Origin of the sequence: Agrobacterium sp. ST15.13.013 (assembly GCF_027956525.1) — a bacterium.
Classification (GTDB): Bacteria; Pseudomonadota; Alphaproteobacteria; order Rhizobiales; family Rhizobiaceae; genus Agrobacterium; species Agrobacterium salinitolerans.
In genome coordinates this window covers 1-24,026 of the sequence record NZ_JAQKGP010000017.1, presented here as the reverse complement: position 1 = coordinate 24,026, position 24,026 = coordinate 1, and the positions used below count along the sequence as shown (strand labels likewise).

Sequence of the window (24,026 nt, the reverse complement as noted above, 5' to 3'; positions counted from 1 at the left end):
GTCAGCCCTTGGCGTTGGCGACAATCAGCATGAAAGCGGGGATGTCGTCGCCGAAACCAACCGGTGTCGGGCCATCGTCGTGGTCGCGATAATGGCGGCGGCGGTCGCGGTTGTCGTCATTGGCGTGCAACGGGTTGCGGCTGTTGCGGTCGGAATTGCGCGGGGTCTTTTCCGATTTACGTTCTGCTCTCACCTTGTCGTCTCCATGAGCCGCGACATCAGCGTCCGCAGCGGATTGTGCACCCTGATTGATGTTGTCGACCGGCGCTGCGTCGCGACGGTTGCGGTCGCGGCCCCTGCCGCCCCGTTCCTTGCCCCGGCGGCCGGAGTTGCTTTCAAAGCTTTCCATCGGCGCGGGAAGGGTGGAGAGGTCACCGTTCTGCCACTCGATCTTTTCGCCGATCAGCTTTTCGATCGCGTCGAGATATTTGGTGTCGTTTCTGGTGACGATGGTGAAGGCCTTGCCCGAGCGGCCGGCGCGACCGGTGCGGCCGATGCGGTGGACATAGTCTTCCGAATGAATGGGAATATCGAAGTTGAAGACGTGGCTGACATCGGGGATGTCGAGGCCGCGTGCGGCGACGTCAGAGGCGACGAGCAGCTTCAGGTTGCCGTCCTTGAAGCTCTGCAGCATCGTGGTGCGCGAACGCTGGTCCATGTCGCCATGCAGCGCGCCGACGGAAAAGCCGTGACGGTCGAGCGAGCGGAACAGGTCGGCCACATCCTTCTTGCGGTTGCAGAAGATGATGGCGTTCTTCAGTTCGGCTTCTTCGGCGCGGACGAGATCGCGCAGCACGGCGCGCTTTTCATAGTCCTTGTTATGCGCGGCGACGATGCGCTGGGCAACGGTCTTTGCCGTGGAGGAGGGCTTGGCAACCTCGACACGGACGGGGTTCTGCAGGAAGCGATCAGCCAGCTTCTGGATTTCCGGCGGCATGGTGGCCGAAAAGAACAGCGTCTGCCGGGTAAAGGGGATCATCTTGGCGATGCGCTCGATATCGGGAATGAAGCCCATGTCCAGCATGCGGTCGGCTTCATCGATGACGAGGATTTCCACGCCGGTCATCAAAAGCTTGCCGCGTTCGCAATGGTCGAGAAGACGGCCGGGGGTGCAGATGAGAACATCGGCGCCGCGCTCAAGCTTGCGGTCCTGATCTTCGAAAGACACACCGCCGATGAGAAGGGCGACGTTCAGCTTGTGATTCTTGCCGTATTTCTCGAAATTCTCCGCCACCTGTGCTGCAAGCTCACGGGTCGGCTCGAGGATCAGCGTGCGCGGCATTCTTGCGCGGGCGCGGCCCTTCTCGAGCAGGGTAAGCATCGGCAGAACGAAGGACGCGGTTTTGCCCGTGCCGGTCTGTGCGATACCGCAGATATCACGCTTTTCCAGCGCCGGCGGAATGGCGCCAGCCTGAATGGGTGTCGGCGTCGTGTAGCCGGCATCTGCAATAGCGGAAAGAACTTTTTGGCTCAGGCCAAGATCAGAGAATGTTGTCAAAGGAAGAACTTTTTCCGTTCTGGTTCGGTACGATATACCTGCGTGCGCTCTGGCACTTGCAAAGACTTGGCGCGGGGATAGGCCCAAATTGCCGGAAAGTCAAGGAAACAACGGGAAAAGCACGCGAAACGTGATGCCTCGGGCTGGGCTTTTAAGCCTTGGGCGCATATTTGTGCGGTTTATCGTTAAAATAGCAAAAGAAGCGTTAAAATCGGGCTGCTATTTCAGGTAGGTTTTGAGTTCCGTTCCCGCGATCAGGAACCGCATGGGATCAACGGGCACATCGTTGCGGCGTACCTCATAATGTACATGCGGGCCGGTGGAGCGGCCGGTGCTGCCGGCGCGGCCGATGATATCGCCGGTTTCGACCCTGTCGCCGACTTTCACCAGAATTGCGGAAAGATGGCCGAATCGCGTCGAGACGCCCTGGCCGTGATCGATCTCGACCATATTACCATAGCCGCCGGAATTTTCCGCCACCGTCACCTTGCCCGCGCCGGTGGATTTGACGTCAGCGCCGGTTTCTGCACGAAAATCGATGCCGGTATGAAGGGCCGGGCGGCCGAGAAACGGATCCATCCTGTTGCCGAATCGGCTGGTGATCGCCCGGCCGGGGGCCGGGTTGCCGAAGGGCAGGTTGGTCGCGGTTTCCTTGACGATGTCGAGCCGGTTCAGCGCATTGTCGAGATTGGTAAGCGACAGATTGAAAGGATCGGTTTCGCCGCGCTCGGGATCCGCATAGGGGCCGCCAATGTCGTCGTTGCCGTTTTCTTCGATTTTCAGGCCTGCCTGCCGGATGATGTCCTGCATCGCATTCGCCTTGTCCTCGGCGTCGCTGGTCAGTCTGGCGATGCGCGATATCTGCTGGTGTTCGATATCCTTCAGCGACAGCGTCACCTTGGAAAACACCCGGTCGGCCCGGTCGGATGGCGTTTCGCCGGCTTCCGGCACATAGGCGGCGTGTCTGTCGGATGTGGCCGGCTTTTCCGCCTGCGGCCTGCGTGGGGTCATCAGCTTTTCGATGGCCGAGAGGCCGCCGGAGAGGTCGGCGCGTTTTTCCGGCGCCATGGCGTTCGAAAGAGACGAGGGCGCGATAGGGGAGGCGGCAATGCCGGAATTTTCGGCGCGCTCAAGCAATTCGCTCATGCGACCGTGCCGCGAGGCCAGCGCCGCCTGCTGCTCCAGCAGCTTTTCCACTTTCTTTTCAACAACCTGCTGATCGAGCAATTGCCGGGAGGTGACACGGTCCACCTGGGCTCTGAGCGCCGCGATGCGGTCTTCATAGTCGTTCTGCATGCGGGTCTGGCGCGCCATGGTCGCGCCGATCAGGTCGTCACGCAAAATGAGATAGCCTGTGGCGCCGAGATATCCGAGCGAAAAAAGCCCGATCGCGCAGCCGGCAAGCGCCGCCATCCACGGCCGAATGGTCATGTGCCGCACGCTTTCGCCGCGCGCGAGAATGAGCACGTGGGGCTCACGCTTTTTGCCGAATACCCGGTTTTCCGCCGTATCAGTCACAATCTCTCTCCGGACTGGCCGATTTCTTAACGGAAATCATAATTCGTTAAGGTTAACGAAGTTTTGCCGGAGAGGTTTTAGCCGTGTCAGCTATCGGCTGACGGATGTCAGCGAGCGGTAAAAGGATGGCGTCAGGCCGGCCTCGGCGCGGGCGAGGTCGTTGAAAGGCGGTTTCAGGGGGCCGCGGAAATTGGCGCGGACCAGTTGCCTGAAGGTTGCCGCCGGGTCCTTCTTTTCACGCGCGCACAGGAAACGAAACCATTTCGCGCCGATGGCGACGTGGCCCTTCTCGTCATTATAGATCACGTCAAGAACCGCAGCGCTTTCTAGATCGCCGGTCTCGCGCATCTTGGCCTGCAGGGAAGGGGTGACATCAAGCCCACGCGCCTCCAGGATGAGCGGCACGACCGCAAGCCGCGCGGTCAGATCGTTGCGGGTGGAATGCGCAGCCTGCCACAGCCCGTCATGGGCGGGCAAGTCACCATAATCGGCCCCGAGGCTTCGTAACCGGTCCCGAACCAGCCGGAAGTGCTTTGCTTCCTCGAAGGCGACCTGCATCCAGCCGTCGAAAAAGGAGTGCGGCACCGGCTCGCCGGCATAACGGGCGACGATATCGAGCGCGAGATCGACGGCATTGAGTTCGATATGGGCGATGGCGTGCAAGAGGGCGATGCGACCCTTGACGCTGTGCAGCGAACGGCGCTCCACCGCGGTCGGTGGAACGAGTTCCGGCTTCGCAGGCCTTCCCGGTCGCTCGGGCAAGGGCGGATCGAGCGGGGAGCGCAATGACAGCCGGCGCTCGAACCAGCGCGTTGCCGTTTCCTGCGCGAGTTCGGTTTTTCGGTCGAGATCGGCGCTCGCGATCGCATCCGTCGCGCCGCCTCGCAGCGAGATGATTTTGAAGGGGGGCGTCACGATGAAGTGATCCCTCAGAGCTTTTTTGCAGCCTCGAGAACGGCCTGTGCATGGCCCGCGACCTTCACCTTGTTCCAGATTTCCGCGATTTTTCCATCCGGAGCCACAAGGAAGGTGGTGCGTTCGACACCCATGTATTTTTTCCCATACATGCTTTTTTCCTTCCAGACGCCGTAGGCCTCCAGAACCTTCCTCTCCTCGTCGGAAGCGAGCATGACGGAAAGGGAATGTTTTGCCGCGAACTTGTCATGGCTTTTGACGCTGTCGGGCGAAATGCCGATAACGACGGCGTTGGCGGCCTCGAATTCGCCGCCCAGCGCGCTGAAGTCGATGGCTTCTGCGGTGCAGCCGGAAGTATCGTCCTTCGGGTAGAAATAAAGAATGACCGCCTTGCCTTGCAGTTTCGACAATGTCACCGTCCCTTCACCGTTACGGGGCAAGGTGAAGTCGGGGGCGGGGCTGCCAATCGTCAAGTCTGTCATATTCTACCTTTCTTTCGCCGGGATGTTGAGGGAAAGTCGTCACATTCGATATATAGCGAAACCGCGCGTCGTCCAGTGTTGCGGCGAAACAAAAGCTACTTAGAGGCAAACACGGGCGTATGGCTGAAATAAGGGGTGAAAAGGTTACGTTCGGCAAGCGCGATATGGTTGCGCTGCACGAGCTTCCTTCGGCTCAGGCCGAGGACCCGATCATCGTGCATTGCCCGCCGCCGCGCTCCATGGCGCGCGCTTTCTGCAAGATTTTTGCGGCCCTTTTCGTGCTGGCTTTCCTGTCCATCGGCGGCATCATCCTGTCGGTCGAGACCGGTTCCATCGATAAGACGCTTTCGAGCCAGGCGCAGCAGGCGCTGGAAAAGGCACTCGGTCCCCATTACAGCGCGCGGATCGGCTCCTCGGCGATCCGGTTTTCCACCGGGCTGAGGCTGGCGCTGGTGGCCGAGGACGTGGATATCATCGAGAAGGAATCCGGCCAGCATCTGAGCCGGGCGCGGGCGATTGGCATGGCGCTCGACCCGCTTGCGCTTCTGGCGGGCCATGTGTCGGTGCAGAGCCTCGAGGCCGACGGGATGGAACTCGATACGGCGCTTTTGCCGAAAGGCAACGGTTTCGATCTCGCCAGCATCAAGCTCGACGCCGTGCCGCAACAATTGCAGATGGCGTTCGGGCAACTCGACAAGCTTGCCCAGGCGTTTCTCAGCAGCGGCACCGAGGAAATCGATATTTCCAGCGTTTCGGTTCACCTGCCGCCCAGCGAACAGGGCAAGCCGCGCACCATCGAGGTGCGGGAACTGTCGCTGACACCGGATCAGCAGGGCGGATATACGCTTGATGGAGAAACCCTGTTTAACGGGGAAATCGCCAGCGTGTCGCTCAGAACCTCCGGCGCTGGCGGCGTGATCGACGGTTTTGACGCCCGCATCGATGGTTTCGACATCGGCCCGTTCCTGGAAAAATTCGATCCGGAAGGAAATCTCCATGAGGGCCTGAACGTCAAGACCGGCGTGAATATTGTTGCCCGGCGCGCGATGGCAGCGCAGGAGCCGCGGCTGGAGGTTTCGGTCGGTCTCGGCAATGGAACGTTGATGATTGGCGGCGAGGCGCAGCCCTTCACAACTGGAACCGTGCATGCGCGTTATGATTTTGCAAAAAACAGCGTGGTCATCGACAATTCGCGGTTGGAACTCGGGCGGACGATTATTCCCGTCAGCGGTGAAATCAGCGATACGGAAGAGGGTTTCGGCCTTTCACTGAGAGTAGACAACGGCGTCGCTTCCTCCGAAGCCTCGGGTGAAGCACCCGTTTCTTTCAACCTGAAAGCGGACGGTCATTTTACAACGGCCGCGAAGCAGCTCGACGTTCCCTCGCTTTACGTCAGCGGCCCGCTCGGAGATATGGCGGGGTCGCTGAAAATCCGGTTTGGCGAGGGGTCGCCGGAAATCAGCTTTGGCGGCCAGATTCCGAAGATGGAGGCGACGGCCGTCAAGCAGCTTTGGCCGTTCTGGATGGCGCACAAGCCGCGCGACTGGGTGGTCTCCAATCTTTACGGCGGCACCGTCACCAATGGGTCAATCGCAATCTTCATCCCGCAGGGACGGATGTGCGGCCCCGGCTGCCCGCTGGTGCTTGGCGAAAGCGAAATGCAAATCCGCTTCGACATCGACGAGACGCGCCTCAACACGACGGGCGACATTCCACCGCTGCGGGATGTCGATGCGCATTTCGACCTCGTCGGCGGCAAGATGGTCGTCGATATCAAGGAGGGTACATCCTATTTCCCCTCCAACCGGACGCTTTCGCTGGAGAACAGCCGCTTTCTCATTTCAGATGTGTATGAGAAGCCGCTGCTCGGAAATCTTGAACTGAACGTGTCCGGTGCGGCCGATGCCGTGGCGGAGCTTGCGACGCTCAAGCCCATCAATGCGCTCAAGGATACGCAGTTCAAGCCAGAGGATTTCACCGGCGACGTCAAGGTCAGTGCGAAGCTGACCGTTGGCATGCTCTCCAGCCAGAACCCGCCCCCGCCGGTGTGGACGGCCGATCTCGACCTGAAGAACCTGGCGCTGACCAAGCCCTTCGCCGGCCACAAGGTGACCGCGCTTGATGGTTTCATGTCGCTGAACGACCACCAGCTCAAACTGGAGGGCAAGGGTCGGGTGGACGATGTGCCGATGGACATCGTGATGACGGAGCCGGTGCGCAAGAACAGCGATATCGCGCCGACGCTGTCGTTGAAGGCTAGCCTGAACGAAACGCAGGTTGCCAAGCTCGCTCCGGAACTCTCCACGGTTCTTGGCGGCACAACGGCAATTGAAATCGACGGCGCCGACCCGAAACGCCAGGATATCCGGCTCGATCTGACCAAGGCGTCGATCATTCTGCCCGGGCTCGGCTGGAGCAAGGGCATCGGCATTCCCGCCAGCGCCGCCTTCACCATGGAAACGGGAGACGGGCGCACAACGATCAGCGACTTCTCGCTCGATGGCGACGGCTTCGGCGCCGCCGGCGATATCGCCTTTAGCAAGAACGGGCTGATTTCGGCCGATCTCAGCCGCGTGCAGCTCTCGCCCTCGGATAATTACGCCGTTTCGGTCGCCGCTTCGAAGAACGGCTATATCATCAATGCCTCGGGAAAATCCGCCGATCTCAGGCCTTTCCTCTCGAAGCTTCGCAGCTCTTCCGGTGGCGGCGACGGAACGTCACATGCGCAGCCATCCCTTGCCATCAAGACGCAATTCGACAAGGTCTACGGGTTCAACGACGAAATTCTTGCCAATGTCAGTTCCGATGTCAGCGTGCGGGACGGCAAGGTCCGCTCCATCGATTTCCGTGGCGTCACGGGCAACGGCCAGGCGGTCGTGGCGCAGACCGTCAATCGCGGGGCGACGGGAACCGTGACGCTGACCAGCAGCGACGCGGGGTCGCTCGCCCGTTTCGCCAATATCTACAGCCGCATTCGCGGCGGCCTTCTCAACCTTGCGCTGACGACCTCCAATGGCAGCGACTGGAGCGGATCGCTCGACCTGCGCAATTTTGCCGTCGTCAACGAAGCCAAGCTTCAGGACATCGTCGCCACGCCGACGGGCGAGGACGGCAGGAGCCTCAACAATGCGGTGCGCCGCAATATCGACGTGAGCTCGGAAAAGTTCCAGCGCGGGTTTGCCCGGCTCGTTTATGTCAACGGTTCGGTGGCGGTGGAAAACGGCGTCGTGCGCGGCGAGCAGATCGGCGCAACCTTCCAGGGGTTGCTGAAGGATCAGAATGGCCGCATGGAGATGACCGGCACCTTCATGCCCGCCTATGGGCTGAACCGGCTGTTCGGCGAGTTGCCCTTCATCGGCATCTTCCTCGGCAACGGCCGCGACCGCGGCCTGCTCGGCATCACCTTCAAGCTTTCCGGCCAGACGGACCAGCCGAAGCTGACGATCAATCCGCTGTCGCTGATTGCACCGGGCGTCTTCCGGCAAATCTTCGAGTTCCAATAAAAAGGGCCGCTTTCGCGGCCCTTGATGCGGGTTTGGTGCTGGCTTACGCTGGGCGAACCAGAACGTGCTTTTTCTTGCCAACCGATAGCTTGATGACGCCGTCGCCGGTCACTTCGCCGGTGCCGACCATCTGACGCTCGTCGGAAATGCCCTGATCGTTGATCTTCACCGCACCGCCCTGAACGTGGCGGCGAGCTTCGCCATTCGAGCCGGCAAGGCCGGCACGGACGATGAGGGAGAGGACGCCAACGCCGGCTTCGAGTTCGGATGCCGGAACCTCGATGGAGGGCAGGTTTTCGGCGAGCGCGCCTTCCTCGAAGGTCTTGCGCGCCGTTTCGGCCGCTTCTTCCGCAGCGGCGCGGCCATGCAGGATCGCCGTCACTTCGGTTGCGAGGATCTTCTTCGCTTCGTTGATCTCCGATCCGCCAAGCGCCGCGATGCGAGCGATTTCGTCCATCGGCAGGGTGGTGAAGAGCTTGGCGAAGCGCACGACATCCGCATCTTCCGTGTTGCGCCAGTATTGCCAGAAATCATAGACCGGCAGCAGGTCCTTGTTCAGCCACACGGCGCCCGAGGCCGACTTGCCCATCTTGGCACCCGAAGAGGTGGTGAGCAGCGGCGAGGTCAGCGCGTAAAGCTGCGGTGTCCCCATGCGGTGACCGAGGTCGATGCCGTTGATAATGTTGCCCCACTGGTCAGAGCCGCCCATCTGCAGGCGGCAGCCGGTGCGCTGGTTCAGCTCCACAAAGTCGTAGGCCTGCAGGATCATGTAGTTGAATTCGAGGAAGGACAGCGACTGCTCGCGGTCGAGGCGGGTCTTCACGCTGTCGAAGGACAGCATGCGGTTGACCGAGAAATGGCGGCCGACATCGCGCAGGAATTCGAGATAGTTCAGACCACGCAGCCAGTCGGCATTGTTGATCATCAGCGCCGGATTGTTGGCGCGGTCGTAGTCGAGGTAATTGGCGAAGACATGCTTGAGCGAGGTGATGTTGTCCTCGATCATGTCGATCGTCATCAGCTTGCGGGCTTCTTCCTTGAAGGAGGGGTCACCCACCATGCCGGTGCCGCCGCCCATCAGGGAAATCGGCTGGTGGCCGGTCTTCTGCATCCAGTGCAGCATCATGATCTGGGTGAGGTGGCCGACATGCAAACTGGAGGCCGTCGGGTCATAGCCGATATAGGCGGTCACGGTTTCCTTGGCGAACAGTTCGTCGAGACCTGCCTCATCGGAGATCTGGTGAATGAAGCCGCGCTCATCGAGCGTGCGGAGGAAATCGGACTTGAACCTGGACATAACCTTTGACTTTCTGGTTTGATCTTTGCCGTCATCGAGAACCAATGAACGTCGCGGCTTTATCATTGTTTTTTGAAATGTGCACCCGTTTCGGCCATGAATATCGGGATTCAAGGTAAGCATGATTCGAGATTGCAGGGGAGCGGCAGGTGGGCGAGGTCAAAACGGCAATCGGGCTGATGAGCGGCACATCGATGGACGGCATCGATATCGCCCTTTTGTGCACGGATGGCGAGAGCGTGGTACGGCATGGGCCGAGCGGTTATTTTCCCTATGATCCGGGTCTGCGTGCCATCTGGCAGAAGGCGCTCACGACGGCCAAATCCATTCGCGAGCGGCGCGAACGCCCCGGCGATCTGGCGGAGGCTGAGCGCAAGCTGACGCTTGCCCATGCGGCGGCGGTGAAATCCTTTCTCCATCGTCACCGGCTCCAGCCCGGTGATATCGATGTCATCGGTTTTCATGGCCAGACGGTGCTGCACCGGCCGGATGAGGCGCTGACCGTGCAGATCGGCGACGGCGCGCTTCTGGCTGAGGAAACCGGTATCGATGTGGTTTATGACATGCGTGCCAACGACATGGTGCATGGCGGGCAGGGTGCGCCGCTGATCCCCGCCTATCATATGGCACTTTCCGCCAACCTGCCTGAAGGCTTCGAAACGCCCGCCGTCTTCGTCAATATCGGCGGCATATCCAATCTCACCTATATCGGCGAGGGAGGGCGGCTTGCGGCTTTCGACAGCGGTCCCGGCAATATGCTGATCGACCAGTGGATCGAGGCGCATACCGGCAAGGCGTTCGACAAGGGCGGCAGGACGGCGGCGGGTGGCAGCGTCGTTGGCTCGTTGGTGGCGCGTTATATGGAAAGCCCGTTTTTTTCGGCCAATATCCGTCGTTCGCTTGATCGCGGTGATTTTGTGCCGCCGCAAAAGGGGGAGGTCTCCTTGGCGGATGGGGCACGGACGCTGGCGCATCTGACAGGTGCTGCCATTCTGAAATCGGCGAGCTATCTGCCGGAGGCGGCGAAAACCTATGTGGTTTGCGGTGGTGGGCGGCTCAACCCGGTGATCATGGGAGAATTTGCCGAGCTTGCAGCAAAGTCGGGTGCGCGGGTGATCGCGGCGGAGGAGGCGGGGTTCGATGGCGGGGCGATGGAGGCGGAGGCCTGGGCCTATCTGGCCGTGCGTTCGCTCAAGGGTTTGCCGCTGACATATCCCGGGACTACGGGGGTGAGCGAGCCGGTGACGGGTGGGGTTTTGGTGCGGGCGTAGTGATCGACGGCGGGTGTGGCTTACCCCCCTCTGCCCTGCCGGGCATCTCCCCCTCAAGGGGGGAGATCGAATCGTGGCGACCTTCCGGCCATATTTAACGTATAAGCTTGGGCGAGGAGCAGGCGTCTGGCTGATCTCCCCCCTTGAGGGGGAGATGCCCGGCAGGGCAGAGGGGGGTGAGCCACACCCACCGTCGATCATTAGCGATAAATCAAGACGTGCGCTAGAAATGCGCCGCCAATCACCGAATACGCTTGGCCGCCGGCTCCGGCACAAGTTCGCCGTTGAGGCGACGATCAAGATAGTCCTCGCATTCGCCCATCAGCTCATCCACCTTGCCGTTGAAGAAGTGGTTGGCTCCGGGAAGCGTGCGGTGGGTGATGAGGATGCCCTTCTGGGTCTTCAGTTTTTCGACCAGGCCGTTCACATCCTTCTCAGGCGCGACCTTGTCGGCGTCGCCATTGATGATGAGGCCCGAAGACGGGCAGGGGGCGAGGAAGGAGAAGTCGTAGGTATTGGGCTGCGGCGCAATCGACATGAAGCCTTCGATTTCCGGGCGGCGCATCAGAAGCTGCATGCCGATCCAGGCGCCGAAGGAATAACCGGCAACCCAGCAACTCTTGGAATCGGGATGCAGGCTCTGCACCCAGTCGAGCGCCGAGGCGGCGTCAGACAGCTCGCCGGCACCGTGGTCGAATTCGCCCTGGCTGCGACCGATGGAACGGAAGTTGAACCGGAGCGTCGTGAAGCCGCGCTTCTGGAAAAGATAGAAGAGCTGATAGACGATCTGGTTGTTCATCGTGCCGCCAAACTGCGGGTGCGGATGAAGGATGATCGCAATCGGCGCGCTTTTTTCCTTGGATGGTTGATAACGGCCTTCGAGGCGACCCGCAGGGCCGTTAAAAATGACTTCGGGCATTGGTACTCCGGTCGTGTTTTTTCATTCTCCAACCGCATTCTTCCGATGAGAAGACTTGACGAACTGTGTCATCTTTTCTAGAACGCAGTTTAGAATAATTCGAAACTTTGCGTGTGCTTAAGCACTCGGGTCGTGTCATAAGGCAAGCGCAACTGTAATTTCAAGAAAAATGCGTTTTGGCGCATATAAGATTGAGCGAAGCTTTTCCGCTATGACGGGTTTAACGCGCACATATATGGACTGGAACGCCACGGCGCCGCTTTTGCCTGCCGTGCGCGATGTCCTTGTGTCCGCGCTCGATCTTGCCGGCAATCCGTCTTCCGTGCATCGGGAAGGGCGCGCTGCCCGCGCCGCCGTGGAGGCTGCCCGTCGCGATGTTGCCGCCCTTGCCGGCGCGCAGGCGTCGCATGTCACCTTCACCAGCGGTGCGACAGAAGCGGCCAATCTGGTTTTGACGCCGGATTTCAAAATGGGGCGCGCGCCTGTGCGTTATGGCCGCCTTTACGCGTCTGCCATCGAGCATCCCGCTTTCCGGGAAGGCGGCCGGTTCGGCAAGGCTGACGTTACGGAAATTCCCGTTACGTCAGCGGGTGTCATCGATCTCGCGGCGCTTGAGGTGCTGCTGTCGTCGCATGACAAGTCCACTGGTCTGCCGATGGTCGCCTGCATGCTGGTCAATAATGAGACCGGCATTCTCCAGCCTGTGGCGGAAGCCGCGCGGCTTGTGCATGCGGCAGGCGGATTGATGGTGGTCGATGCCGTGCAGGCTGCGGGCCGCATTCCGCTCGATATCAATGCTCTCGATGCGGATTTCCTCGTTCTCTCGTCTCACAAGCTCGGTGGCCCGAAGGGTGCCGGCGCTCTCATTTCGCGCGGCGAGGTGATGATGCCGAAACCGCTGATCCATGGCGGCGGTCAGGAGAAGGGCCATCGCTCGGGTACGGAAAATACCCTGTCGGTCATCGGTTTTGGTGCAGCGGCCGTCGTGGCTGCCGAGAAGCTGGCGGACGAAGCGGCGCGTCTTGGCGCGCTGCGGGCGAAGCTGGAGCACGGCATGCGGGTGAATGCGCCCGATGTCATCATCCATGGTGCGGATGTTGCCCGTGTGGGCAATACGACCTTTTTCACCCTGCCGGGCCTGAAAGCCGAAACCGGACAAATCGCCTTCGACATAGAAGGCATCGCGCTCTCGGCCGGTTCGGCCTGCTCTTCCGGCAAGGTGGGCGAAAGCCATGTGCTGACGGCGATGGGGCACGATCCCAAGCTCGGCGCGCTCAGGATTTCCCTCGGTCACGCGACGGACGAGGCGGATATAGACAGAACGCTTGCGGCGTTCACGAAAATTGCCGGGCGGCGCAGGCTTTCCGGTCAGGCCGCTTAAAATGCGGCAAAGAATTGCGGAATAGCAATTTTCCGCTTGCCGGGATGTGTGAAAAGCGCCATCCCGCACTTACATGGGTATAAGCTCCGCCCCGTTTAACGGCTCGGAACGATTTGCCCGAAGATGAATAAGGCGGCTTTCCGCCTTGATACGTTGACAAGCCACCGGACCTTGGCTCCGGCGAGATTGGAGAACGACATGGCAGCGGTTCAGGAAACGATCGATCAGGTCCGCCAGATCGATGTGGACCAGTATAAATACGGCTTCGAAACCGAAATCGAAGTCGACAAGGCCCCGAAGGGCCTTTCGGAAGAGGTGATCCGTTTCATCTCGGCCAAGAAGCAGGAGCCGGAATGGATGCTGGAATGGCGTCTTGAGACTTACAAGCGCTGGCTGACGATGGAAGAGCCGACCTGGGCGCGCGTCAGCTACCCCAAGATCGACTTCAACGATCTCTATTATTATGCTGCGCCGAAAAGCACCCCCGGCCCGAAGTCGCTCGATGAAGTCGACCCGGAGCTGCTGAAGGTCTATGAAAAGCTCGGTATTCCGCTGAAAGAACAGGAAATCCTCGCTGGCGTCGAAAAGCGTCAGGTTGCCGTGGATGCCGTGTTCGACAGTGTCTCCGTCGTCACCACCTTCAAGGCGGAACTGGCGAAGGCCGGCGTGATCTTCATGTCGATTTCCGAGGCCGTGCGCGAGCATCCGGAGCTGGTGAAGAAATATCTCGGCTCGGTCGTGCCGACGACGGACAATTTCTACGCCACGCTGAACTCGGCTGTCTTCACCGACGGTTCATTCGTGTTCGTGCCGAAGGGCGTTCGTTGCCCGATGGAGCTTTCCACCTATTTCCGCATCAACGAAAAGAACACCGGCCAGTTCGAGCGCACGCTGATCATCGCTGAAGAGGGGGCTTACGTCTCCTATCTGGAAGGCTGCACGGCTCCCCAGCGCGACGAGAATCAGCTTCACGCCGCCGTTGTCGAACTGGTGGCGCTTGACGATGCCGAAATCAAATATTCCACCGTCCAGAACTGGTATCCGGGCGACAAGGATGGCAAGGGCGGCATCTACAACTTCGTGACCAAGCGCGGCGATTGCCGTGGCAACCGTTCGAAGATTTCGTGGACGCAGGTTGAAACCGGTTCTGCCATCACCTGGAAATACCCGTCCTGCATTTTGCGCGGCGACGACAGCCGTGGCGAATTCTATTCGATTGCGGTTTCCAACGGCCATCAGCAGATCGACAGTGGCACCAAGATGATCCATCTCGGCAAGAACACGTCGAGCCGCATTATCGCCAAGGGCATTGCCGCCGGTTTTTCGGAAAACGTCTATCGCGGTCAGGTCTCTGCCCACCGCAAGGCGACCAACACGCGCAACTTCACGCAGTGCGACTCGCTTTTGATCGGCGACAAGTGCGGCGCACACACCGTGCCTTACATCGAGGCGAAGAACTCGTCTGCGCATTTCGAGCACGAGGCGACGACGTCGAAGATTTCCGAAGACCAGCTGTTCTATTGCCTGCAGCGCGGCATTCCTGAGGAAGCGGCCATCGCGCTGATCGTCAACGGCTTCGTGAAGGAAGTCATTCAGGAACTGCCGATGGAATTTGCCGTGGAAGCGCAGAAGCTGATCGGCATTTCGCTGGAAGGGTCCGTGGGATAAGTTTTCCTCGTCATCCTCGGGCTTGTCCCGAGGATCTGCTGTCGCGGGATGCGGAGATGAGCGGTGTCGTTTACATGATGTCCGATAAACCGCGCGGTGTGATCTATACTGGCGTCACCAGCGACCTGCCGGGAAGGGTTTATGAACACCGCACCACGTTGCATAAGGGTTACACCGAGAAATACAGGGCAAAGAACCTCGTCTGGTTTGAAACCCACCCCAATATCGTGCTGGCAATCCAGCGGGAGAAATCATTGAAGCGTTACATGCGCGAGTGGAAAATTCGGTTGATCGAAGAATTAAATCCGACCTGGTTGGACCTTTACGAGCGCATAAACGAAATCGGCAACGCCTATCGGCCGCATGAAAATACGCGGAAGTGGGGCGACTATAATTGACGTGATTAGATCCTCGGGACAAGCCCGAGGATGACGGATGCAAAAGTTGAGGCAGGCCCGTAACAGGGCTTACGAGGCGGTCCTTGAAACCGCAATACGGATAGGAACTAAAACATGCTTGAAATCATCGACCTGCACGCAAAGATCGCCGATACCGAAACCGAGATCATCAAGGGTCTCAACCTGAAGGTTGCCGCTGGTGAAGTTGCCGCCATCATGGGGCCGAACGGTTCCGGCAAATCGACGCTCTCCTACATCCTGTCGGGCCGTGAGGACTACGAAGTCACCTCCGGTGACATTCTCTATAACGGCGAAAGCATTCTGGAACTGGACGCCGCCGAGCGCGCTGCCAAGGGCATTTTCCTTGCCTTCCAGTATCCGGTCGAAATTCCCGGCGTCGCCACCATGCAGTTCCTGAAGGTTGCGATGAACGAGCAGCGCAAGGCGCGTGGCGAGTCCGAGCTGACGACGCCGGACTTCATCCGCCGCGTCAAGGAAGCCGCCGGCGACCTGAAGATCGACATGGAGATGCTGAAGCGTCCGCTGAACGTCGGTTTCTCCGGCGGTGAAAAGAAGCGCGCTGAAATCCTGCAGATGGCGCTGCTTGAGCCGAAACTCTGCGTTCTCGACGAAACCGATAGCGGTCTCGACATCGACGCGCTGAAGATCGTGGCTGATGGCGTCAACGCGCTGAAGTCGCCGGATCGCGCCACCGTCGTCATCACCCACTACCAGCGCCTGCTCGATTACATCGTGCCTGACAGCGTTCACGTTCTCTACAAGGGCAAGATCATCCGCTCGGGTGACAAGGCGCTGGCGCTGGAGCTGGAAAACAACGGTTACGCCGACATCATCGGTGAAGCGGCCTGATCGAAGGCCAGGAGGTGATGTCCATGAACATTCAAGCTACCAACCGGCTGACGCCAGCGGAAACCGCGCTGGTCGACGCCTACACCGCCAAGTTCAGCGAATTGCCGGGCGACGGCGCTGTTGTTGCCGCGCGTGACGTGCTGTTCGATGATCTCAAAACCGGCGGTCTTCCGACCCGCCGCATCGAGGCGTGGCACTATACCGATCTGAAGAGCCTGCTGCGCGCCGTTCCGGAAGACCAGCCGGCGCCTGTTATCGAGAAGCTGGCGCCGACGGTTGCCGGCTCGCTGGTTGCCTATCTGCAGCATGGCACGGCCGATATCGGCAAGATTGAAGATGTTCGCGTGTCGCGATTTGCCGAAAGCCTGCTCGATGGTTCCGCCGCCGCCGGCCTTGCTGAAGCCAGCAAGGATGACGCGATTGGCCGCATCAATGGCAGCTTCGTGCGCGATGGCCTGGTGCTCGATATACCGGCCGATGCCGATATCGAGAAGCCGATCGAATTGCAGGCGGTCCATGGCGCAGGCCAGGTTCACAGCCGCTTCCCGGTCCGTTTCGGCAAGGGTTCCAAGGCAACCGTCATCGAGCGTCACCTTTCGGTGACTTCTGATGCGGCCCTCGTGTCCTCGGTCAGCGATATCGTTGTCGAGGATGGCGCGGAAGTGACCTGGATCATCCTGCAGCAACAGGGGGCGGCCGATATCCATCTTGGCCAGCTGCGCATGAAAATCGGCGCGGACGCCAAGATTCGCCTGTTCATTGTCAATGCCGGCGGCAAGCTGGTGCGCCAGGAACTGCGCATCGATGTGGAAGGCGAGGGCACTGACCTCATCGTTCGCGGCGTCAACCTCCTAGGCGGCGAAACCCATACCGACGTGACGATGGTTCTCGGCCACAACGTGCCGAACACGACCTCGACGGAAGTATTCCGCAACGTGGTGTTCGACCGTGCCAAGGGCATTTTCCAGGGCATGATCCGGGTGGCGCCCGATGCCCAGAAGACCGACGCGAAGATGGCCTGCAATACGCTGCTGATGTCCGACGATGGCGAGTTCTCGGCAAAGCCGGAACTGGAAATCTTTGCCGATGACGTTCAGTGCGGCCATGGCGCGACGGTTGCCGATATCAGCGACAATCATCTCTATTACCTGATGGCGCGCGGCGTCCCGCGGGCGAAGGCACGGGCGATGCTCGTCAACGCCTTCGTTGCCGAGATCGTCGAGGAACTGGAAGAAGAAAATCTGGTAGAGGCGCTGGAGACGATCATCTCCGGCTGGCTGGAACATCATGCCTGAGAGCGAACGCGCCGCATTGGCGGCCCCTTATGACATCGAAGCCGTGCGGAAGGATTTCCCGATCCTGTCGCGCGAGGTCTATGGCAAGCCGCTCACCTATCTCGACAACGGCGCGTCCGCTCAAAAACCGCAGGTGGTGATCGACGCCGTTTCGCATGCTTATGCGAACGAATACGCCAATGTGCATCGCGGCCTGCATTTTCTCTCCAATGCCGCAACCGACGCCTATGAGGCGGCGCGCGAAAAGGTGCGCCGGTTCCTCAATGCCGGTTCGGTGGACGAGATCGTCTTCACCAAATCCTCCACCGAGGCGATCAATACGGTTGCCTATGGCTACGGCATGCCCAAGATCGGCGAGGGCGACGAGATCGTCATCTCGATCATGGAGCACCACTCCAATATCGTGCCGTGGCACTTCATTCGCGAGCGGCAAGGCGCCAAGCTCGTGTGGGTGCCTGTTGACGATGATGGCGCGTTTCATATCGAGGCTTTCGAAAAAAGCCTGACGGAGCGCACCAAGCTCGTCGCTATCACGCATATGTCAAATGCGCTCGGCACCATCGTGCCGGTCAAGGAAATCTGCCGCATCGCCCATGAGCGCGGCATTCCGGTGTTGATCGATGGTTCGCAGGGTGCCGTTCACATGCCGGTCGATGTTCGTGACATCGATTGCGACTGGTATGTGATGACCGGCCACAAGCTCTACGGTCCCTCAGGCATCGGTGTGCTTTATGGCAAGGCCGACCGCTTGCGCGAGATGCGGCCGTTCCAGGGCGGCGGCGAGATGATCCTCGACGTTTCCGAAGAAAATGTCACCTATAACGAGCCGCCGCATCGTTTCGAAGCCGGCACGCCGCCCATCGTGCAGGCGATCGGGCTCGGTTATGCGCTCGATTATATGGACAATCTCGGCCGCGCCGCGATTGCGGCACACGAGGCCGATCTTGCCGCTTATGCCGCCGAGCGGTTGCGCGAGATCAATTCGCTGCGCATCATCGGCAATGCGCCTGACAAGGGCGGTATCTTCTCTTTTGAGCTTGAGGGCATTCACGCCCATGACGTCTCGATGGTGATCGACCGGCGCGGCGTTGCGGTACGTGCGGGCACCCATTGCGCCATGCCGCTCTTGAAACGCTTCGGCGTCACCTCCACATGCCGGGCGTCGTTCGGCCTTTACAATACCCGCGCCGAAGTAGACTCTCTTGTTGAGGCGCTGGAATATGCGCGCAAATTTTTCGCCTGATATCGGCATGAATGAGATCAGGATTGAGGATCAGACCATGACTGCGGAAGCCACTGCAAAGACATCCGATGCGACCGAAGAAGCGGCAAAGCCGTCTTCCATTCCGCCTGACGAACTGGCGCGTCTCAGCGACGACGTGATCTCGGCGTTGAAAACCGTCTACGACCCGGAAATTCCAGCCGATATTTTCGAACTCGGCCTGATCTACAAGATCGACATCGAGGACGACCGGATGGTCAAGATCGTCATGACGCTGACGGCACCCGGTTGCCCGGTGGCGGGCGAAATGCCCGGTTGGGTGGAAAACGCGGTCGGCGCCGTCGAGGGTGTTTCCGGCGTTACGGTCGAAATGACCTTTGACCCGCCGTGGACGCCGGACCGGATGTCGGAAGAAGCGCAGGTTGCTGTCGGTTGGTACTGATTTGATTTTGACTGAAGTCATCCCTTGATGACATCGTCAGGCGAACTTAAATTGAATTCCATAAGCATCGAGCCTTGAACTCGATTGTCGAAGGAGAATGGGCCCATGGGCTTCGCAATTATGACCATGACCGGGGCTGCCGCCTCGCGCGTTAAAGCAATCGTCGAGAATTCCGGCCCGGACGCCAAGGGCGTGCGAGTCGGCATCAAGAAGGGCGGCTGCGCAGGCATGGAATATACCATCGACCTCGTGACCGAAGCGGATGCGAAGGACGATCTGGTTGAATTCGACGGGGCAAAGGTCTGGGTTCAGCCTTCCGCCGTGCTTTATCTGCTCGGCACCCAGATGGATTTTGAAGTGACCAAGATGCGCTCCGGCTTCACCTTCAACAACCCGAACCAGACATCCGCCTGCGGCTGCGGCGAATCGGTGGAACTGAAGCCCGCGGATCTCGCGGCGCTGGCGAAGCAGCGCGAGGCTGAAGCCAGCGTTTGATTTGATGCGGCTGCGCGTCATTTTCGGGCGCGACCAAAAGACCTTTGGCTCTCAACGCCTTGTAAAACCCTCCATATGTTATCACCTTTACCGTGCTTATAGAGCGAGCGGTTGCCGCTTGTTTCTTCTCCCCGCCGGGGAGAAGGTCGCGGCAGCGGGATGAGGGGGCGAGGGTGGTGGGATACGGCAACGTTGCCCCCTCATCCGACCCTTCGGGCCACCTTCTCCCCGGCGGGGAGAAGAAATATGCCGCTACGTGGTGCGAAGCTGATTACATTTTCACTCGTGCCGCAGCGCCTCTATCGGGCTCAAACTCGCTGCCCGCCGCGCCGGGAAATAGCCGAAAATCACCCCGATGGCCGCCGAAAAAGCGAAGGCGAGGAAGATGATCGACGGGCTGGTAACGAAGGGCACGTTGAGGAAGCTGACGACGCCATAAGCAAGGCCGAGACCCGTGAGAATTCCGACAAGGCCGCCGAAGGCCGAGAGCATGACGGCTTCCACCAGAAACTGCGTCAGCACCTGTTTTTCCAGCGCGCCGATGGCGAGACGAATGCCGATCTCGCGGGTGCGCTCGGTTACCGACACCAGCATGATGTTCATGATGCCGATGCCGCCGACCAGCAGGCTGACGGCGGCGACTGCGCCGAGAAGCCCGGTCAGCAGCGTCGTCGTGCCGGTCATGGCAGACGCGATCTGCGTCATGTCGTTGACGGTGAAATCATCTTCGCGGCCGATGCCGATGCGGCGGCGCTCTCGCAGCAGGTTCTGCAGGTCGCTCTGAACCTTGGCCGTGGAAACGCCATCCTGCGCCGAAACCATGATCGAGGAAATGGTGGTCGTGCCGCCGATGCGCCGCTGATGGATTTTCAGCGGCATGATGATGGTGTCGTCCTGATCGTCTCCGAGGCCGGACTGGCCTTTTCGGGCGAGAACACCGATGACGGGGCAGGAGATGTTGCTGACGCGGATCGTCTGCCCGACAGGGTTTTCCGCGCCGAAGAGTTCCTGACGCACCGTTTCGCCGATGATGCAGCCGATCTGGCCGCCTCGATCTTCGGCCGGCTGGAAGTCGCGGCCGAGCGCGATGGTCCAGTCCTGCGCGATCAGATAGTCATTGGTGGTGCCGATGACGCTCGTCTGGTGGTTCTTGCCGCCGAAAATGACAGTTGCGGCGGAACTGCGGTTCTGCGGGGCAACGGCGCGGATGCCCGATATCTGATTGCGGATGGCCTCGACATCGCGGTCATCGAAGCGCTTGGCCTCGGTGCTGGCGCGGCCGGGGCCGAACTGGCCAGGGCGGACGAACAGCATGTTGGTGCCGAGCCGCGACAGTTCCGATTTCACCTGTTCCGTCGTGCCGTTGCCGATGGTGACCATGGCGATGACGGCGGCGACACCGATGACGACGCCGAGCACGGTGAGGAAGGAGCGCAGCAGGTTGCGGCTGATGGCGCGCAGCGCAAGACGCGACGTTTCAAAGAACATCGGCGGTCTCCTTGTTGTCGACCGCGCTGTCGGAGGCGAGGTGGCCATCAACGAAGCGCAGCAGGCGTCCGGCGTGGGCGGCGATGTCCTCTTCGTGGGTGACCATGACGACCGTGATACCCCTGTCGCGATTGAGCGCGGTGATCAGCTCCATGATCTCGTTGCTGGTCTTCGTGTCGAGGTTACCTGTCGGTTCGTCTGCCAGAAGCAGGGCAGGGCGGGTGACGATGGCGCGCGCAATGGCCACACGCTGCTGCTGGCCGCCGGAAAGCTCCTGCGTGGTGTGATCCTCGCGACCCTTAAGACCCACCTGCGCCAGCGCCTCCATGGCGCGGGCGCGCCGCTCTGAGGCCTTCATGCCGCGATAAACCAGCGGCAGCTCGACATTTTCCACCGCCGAGGTGCGGGAGAGAAGATTGAAGCCCTGAAACACGAAACCCAGCATGTGCCGACGCAGCAGTGTCAGATGTTCATTGTCGAAGCCGCTGGTCGGCACGCCCTGAAACAGATATTCGCCAGCCGTGGGCACATCCAGACAGCCGATGATGTTCATCGAGGTGGATTTGCCCGACCCTGACGGCCCCATGATGGCGACGAATTCCTTTTCACGAATGGACAGGCTGACGCCATCGAGCGCGCGGATGGTCGCTTCGCCCCGGCCATATTGCTTGACGACATCACGGAATTCGATGAGTGGCGGCTGTTGCATGCGGTTCTCCCCGTCAGCCGGCGTTGCGGGCCGTAGCGTCGGTAATCACCTGGTCATCGGCTTTCAGCTCACCCGATTTTACAACCGTATGCTGGCCATCGGTGGAGCCGGTTTCAATGGCGACGGAGACGGGCGCGTTGTTGCGCAGCACCCAGACGGTTCTTTTGCCTGTTGCGGCCTGGCCGGCGTCGCGGTTCTGCGAACGGCCCATGCGGGGCGGGCGGAACAGGCCCATCAACCCACCGCCACGGGAGGCGGATTCGCGCGGCGGGGTATAACGCAGCGCTGAATTCGGCACCAGCAGCGCATCCTTGATCTCTTCGACGACGATATTGGCGGTCGCCGTCATGCCCGGGCGCAGCAGCAGTTCTTCATTATCGACCGTCAATATGCCCTTGTATGTCACCACGTTGGAAACGGTTTCAGAGGCGAAGCGGACGGTCTCGATCTCGGCCGGGAAGCTGCGGTCGGGATAGGCATCGACATTGAAGGTGGCTTTCTGCCCGGTCTCCACCTTGCCGACATCGGCCTCATCCACCGAAACCTGCAATTCCATATGACGCAGATCGCCGGCGATGGTGAAGAGCACAGGGGCGTTGAGCGAGGAGGCGACGGTGGCGCCGGGATCGACACTGCGGGTGAGGATCACGCCATCGATGGGCGAGACGATCTTGGCCTTGCCGAGATTGACCTCGGCGAGCCGCAGATCGGCTTCCGCCGAAAGCACGGTTGCCTCGTTCACCTCCAGCGTGGCAGCGGCGGCATCGTGGGTGAATTGTGCGGCATCCAGATCCTGCTGGCTGGACACCCGGTTCTGCACCAGCGACCGCAGGCGCTCCATGGATGTCTTGGCCGAGCCGAGATCGGCGCGCGCCTTCAGCACATTGGCCTTGGCGGAGGCCAGCTTGGCGCGGGCGCTCTGAACATCGGCCTCCAGCTTGTTGGTATCCAGCTCCGCCAGAACGTCTCCTGCCTTTACCGGGCTATTATAGGTGACATTGACCTTGCGCACCGTGCCCGACAATTCACTCGATATATCGACCTGATCCGTCGGCTGAACCGAGCCGGTGGAGGTGACGATGACGGACAGATCGCCCTGACGCGCAGGTTCCGTGGTGTAGTTGTAGGCAACACCCGCCGCGCGCGACTGGTAATAATAACCAAGACCGCCGCCAATCAGCACGATGGCCGCCGCGATATAAAGAAACCGGCGCGATTTCTTCTTTCGGCCGTTTCTGTTCGTTCCCAGAATCTCCCGCAGATCGGGCTGGGTGTCTGGTGTATCGCGGCCACTGCCGTTGGCGTCATTCATTCTCGTCACCCGCAAAATTCAAAATGCCACAGAGGGTTGTTTCCGCTCCGCGATTTGTCTGTCCATCTGTCGCCGTTGTATTCCTCTGATTGTGGGAAGTGACATAGCTTGCCCTAAGGGTGAAGTGAAAACTTGGTAATATTTATGATAGTTCTGGTCTGCTAGAGATAGGTATTGGAAAAGCCGATGCCATCTTTAGGGCAGAGGTTTCAGCAGCGACATTCAGGACGATGATGAAATGAACGACAACGTGGTGAAGTTCCGCAAACCGGTGCCGCCGAAAAAACCGCGCGAACCGCTTGGGCCGAAAGCGAAGAGGGCGCTGACGATTGTGGCTGTCATCGCGTTTTTTGTGGCGGCTTGGGGGTATTTCACGCTGATGGGGCAGGGGTAGGGCTCGGCTGCTTGCGGCGGGTACGCTGGGGGGCGATGGTGTGAGCGCCATATTGGGGATTGACGCCGCATGGACGGCGACCGAGCCGAGCGGCGTGGCGCTGGTCGTCAAGGACGGCCTTCACTGGCGCCTGCGGGCTGCCGCCTCGTCCTATGATCATTTTCTCGCACTTCTACTGGAAACATCCGCCCGCACTGATCGTCCCCGGGGTTCGGTTGCGCAGGCGACAGCGCTTCTGAATGTTGCGGAATCGCTTGCCGGATGCAACGTCAGTCTCATCGCGATTGATATGCCGCTCTCCAATGCCCCGATCAGGGCCCGCAGAGTGTCGGATAATCGTGTGTCATCGGCTTACGGCGCGCGTTATTGCAGCACCCACACCCCGAATGCACTGAGGCCGGGCAAGATCAGCGACGATCTCAAGCTCGCATTTGAAAGCGCGGGTTATCCATTGTTGACTAGGGAAATTTCCGGGCGGGGACTGCTCGAGGTCTATCCACACCCGGCACTGGTCGAATTAACGAAATCCGAGAAGCGGCTTCCCTATAAACACTCGAAAATTGGTAACTACTGGCGATCAGATCCCATTCCTGTCCGGCGCGCCAAACTCATCGACGTATGGCGTTTCATTGTCGCTCATCTCGATGAGCGTATCGCGGGCGTCGCCGATACATTGATCGTTCCGCAGGCGAATGCTCGCGCCTGGGAGATGAAGGCCTTCGAAGACATGATGGATGCCGTGGTGTGCGCCTGGATCGGCATCTGCGCGCTGGAGGGCGATGCGATACCTTACGGCGACGACAGCTCCGCGATCTGGATTCCCTCGGCTGGCTGAGCCGCAATCGTCAAATGTCCGACTTGAGAGATAGGTGACGTTTTGTACCGGAGACATGGGTAACACTTTTCGCTTTGCGGGAGGTGTTGATGCCGTGGAGAGAGACTTCGGTTA

At 60.0% G+C, this 24,026-nt stretch carries 21 protein-coding genes; 12 read left to right on the top strand and 9 right to left on the bottom strand.

The features are described from left to right. Position 1 precedes the first annotated feature (1 nt). The 4 genes from PL597_RS17275 to bcp all read right to left on the bottom strand — a co-directional run bounded on the left by PL597_RS17275 (position 2) and on the right by bcp (position 4,413). Positions 2-1,498 (bottom strand): DEAD/DEAH box helicase, encoded by a 1,497-nt coding sequence (locus PL597_RS17275; protein WP_077982041.1) that lies wholly within the window; start codon positions 1,496-1,498, stop codon positions 2-4. A 219-nt stretch (positions 1,499-1,717) separates the two neighbouring features. Continuing rightward, positions 1,718-3,016 carry a M23 family metallopeptidase gene (locus PL597_RS17270; RefSeq protein ID WP_142911449.1) on the bottom strand — a complete coding sequence of 433 codons (1,299 nt, stop codon included), beginning with the start codon at positions 3,014-3,016 and terminating at the stop codon, positions 1,718-1,720. Positions 3,017-3,106: 90 nt separating this feature from the next. Then, positions 3,107-3,931 (bottom strand): ferritin-like domain-containing protein, encoded by an 825-nt coding sequence (locus PL597_RS17265; RefSeq protein WP_269825073.1) that lies wholly within the window; start codon positions 3,929-3,931, stop codon positions 3,107-3,109. A gap of 14 nt (positions 3,932-3,945) precedes the next feature. Beyond that, the gene (gene bcp, locus PL597_RS17260) at positions 3,946-4,413 is read right to left on the bottom strand and encodes a thioredoxin-dependent thiol peroxidase (protein ID WP_137410594.1); all 468 of its coding nucleotides are present in this window, start codon (positions 4,411-4,413) and stop codon (positions 3,946-3,948) included. 119 nt (positions 4,414-4,532) lie between these two features. Here bcp and PL597_RS17255 point away from each other — a divergent pair, with 119 nt between their 5' ends. After that, entirely contained in the window at positions 4,533-7,916 is a 3,384-nt protein-coding gene (locus PL597_RS17255; protein WP_271365798.1) for a YhdP family protein, read from the top strand. Between the two features lie 43 nt (positions 7,917-7,959). Here PL597_RS17255 and tyrS read toward each other — a convergent pair whose 3' ends face one another. Beyond that, positions 7,960-9,213 carry a tyrosine--tRNA ligase gene (tyrS, locus tag PL597_RS17250; RefSeq protein WP_142914297.1) on the bottom strand — a complete coding sequence of 418 codons (1,254 nt, stop codon included), beginning with the start codon at positions 9,211-9,213 and terminating at the stop codon, positions 7,960-7,962. 149 nt (positions 9,214-9,362) lie between these two features. On the opposite strand from tyrS, the gene PL597_RS17245 reads away from it, so the two are divergent. Further along, positions 9,363-10,484, top strand: a complete 1,122-nt coding sequence (locus PL597_RS17245) for an anhydro-N-acetylmuramic acid kinase (protein ID WP_271365797.1) — start codon at positions 9,363-9,365, stop codon at positions 10,482-10,484. A 241-nt stretch (positions 10,485-10,725) separates the two neighbouring features. On the opposite strand, the gene PL597_RS17240 is transcribed toward PL597_RS17245, so the two are convergent. Further along, a complete protein-coding gene (locus PL597_RS17240; RefSeq protein WP_003495402.1) occupies positions 10,726-11,403 on the bottom strand; it encodes an alpha/beta hydrolase in 678 nt (225 codons plus the stop codon). A gap of 211 nt (positions 11,404-11,614) precedes the next feature. On the opposite strand from PL597_RS17240, the gene PL597_RS17235 reads away from it, so the two are divergent. From PL597_RS17235 to sufA, 8 genes are all read left to right on the top strand, one after another. Further along, the gene (locus tag PL597_RS17235; protein ID WP_271365795.1) at positions 11,615-12,784 is read left to right on the top strand and encodes a cysteine desulfurase family protein; all 1,170 of its coding nucleotides are present in this window, start codon (positions 11,615-11,617) and stop codon (positions 12,782-12,784) included. Between the two features lie 198 nt (positions 12,785-12,982). Further along, a complete protein-coding gene (gene sufB / locus PL597_RS17230; protein WP_271365793.1) occupies positions 12,983-14,452 on the top strand; it encodes a Fe-S cluster assembly protein SufB in 1,470 nt (489 codons plus the stop codon). Positions 14,453-14,508: 56 nt separating this feature from the next. Beyond that, positions 14,509-14,850 (top strand): GIY-YIG nuclease family protein, encoded by a 342-nt coding sequence (locus PL597_RS17225; protein ID WP_077982049.1) that lies wholly within the window; start codon positions 14,509-14,511, stop codon positions 14,848-14,850. 114 nt (positions 14,851-14,964) lie between these two features. Continuing rightward, a complete protein-coding gene (sufC, locus tag PL597_RS17220) occupies positions 14,965-15,720 on the top strand; it encodes a Fe-S cluster assembly ATPase SufC (RefSeq protein ID WP_003522658.1) in 756 nt (251 codons plus the stop codon). Positions 15,721-15,743: 23 nt separating this feature from the next. Further along, positions 15,744-17,015, top strand: a complete 1,272-nt coding sequence (sufD, locus tag PL597_RS17215; protein ID WP_269827055.1) for a Fe-S cluster assembly protein SufD — start codon at positions 15,744-15,746, stop codon at positions 17,013-17,015. Continuing rightward, on the top strand, positions 17,008-18,258 hold the full coding sequence (locus tag PL597_RS17210) for a cysteine desulfurase (RefSeq protein ID WP_077982050.1): 1,251 nt from the start codon (positions 17,008-17,010) through the stop codon (positions 18,256-18,258). The genes sufD and PL597_RS17210 overlap by 8 nt, the downstream gene beginning before the upstream one ends. A 37-nt stretch (positions 18,259-18,295) precedes the next feature. Beyond that, a complete protein-coding gene (locus tag PL597_RS17205) occupies positions 18,296-18,679 on the top strand; it encodes an SUF system Fe-S cluster assembly protein (RefSeq protein ID WP_077982880.1) in 384 nt (127 codons plus the stop codon). A 105-nt stretch (positions 18,680-18,784) separates the two neighbouring features. Beyond that, positions 18,785-19,174 carry a Fe-S cluster assembly scaffold SufA gene (gene sufA / locus PL597_RS17200; protein ID WP_003515971.1) on the top strand — a complete coding sequence of 130 codons (390 nt, stop codon included), beginning with the start codon at positions 18,785-18,787 and terminating at the stop codon, positions 19,172-19,174. 279 nt (positions 19,175-19,453) lie between these two features. On the opposite strand, the gene PL597_RS17195 is transcribed toward sufA, so the two are convergent. Genes PL597_RS17195 through PL597_RS17185 form a run of 3 tightly spaced genes read right to left on the bottom strand, consistent with a single transcriptional unit; the run spans position 19,454 to position 22,683 of the window. After that, positions 19,454-20,662, bottom strand: a complete 1,209-nt coding sequence (locus PL597_RS17195) for an ABC transporter permease (protein ID WP_173989311.1) — start codon at positions 20,660-20,662, stop codon at positions 19,454-19,456. Continuing rightward, positions 20,652-21,371, bottom strand: coding sequence for an ABC transporter ATP-binding protein (locus PL597_RS17190; RefSeq protein WP_271365791.1), 720 nt, complete (start codon positions 21,369-21,371; stop codon positions 20,652-20,654). The genes PL597_RS17195 and PL597_RS17190 overlap by 11 nt, the downstream gene beginning before the upstream one ends. A 13-nt stretch (positions 21,372-21,384) precedes the next feature. Continuing rightward, entirely contained in the window at positions 21,385-22,683 is a 1,299-nt protein-coding gene (locus tag PL597_RS17185; protein WP_191217989.1) for an efflux RND transporter periplasmic adaptor subunit, read from the bottom strand. Between the two features lie 238 nt (positions 22,684-22,921). Here PL597_RS17185 and PL597_RS17180 point away from each other — a divergent pair, with 238 nt between their 5' ends. Beyond that, a complete protein-coding gene (locus tag PL597_RS17180; protein ID WP_080790473.1) occupies positions 22,922-23,077 on the top strand; it encodes a hypothetical protein in 156 nt (51 codons plus the stop codon). A gap of 40 nt (positions 23,078-23,117) precedes the next feature. Continuing rightward, positions 23,118-23,912: a DUF429 domain-containing protein gene (locus PL597_RS17175; protein ID WP_271365789.1), complete on the top strand. Its 795-nt coding sequence runs from the start codon at positions 23,118-23,120 to the stop codon at positions 23,910-23,912. Positions 23,913-24,026 lie beyond the last annotated feature (114 nt).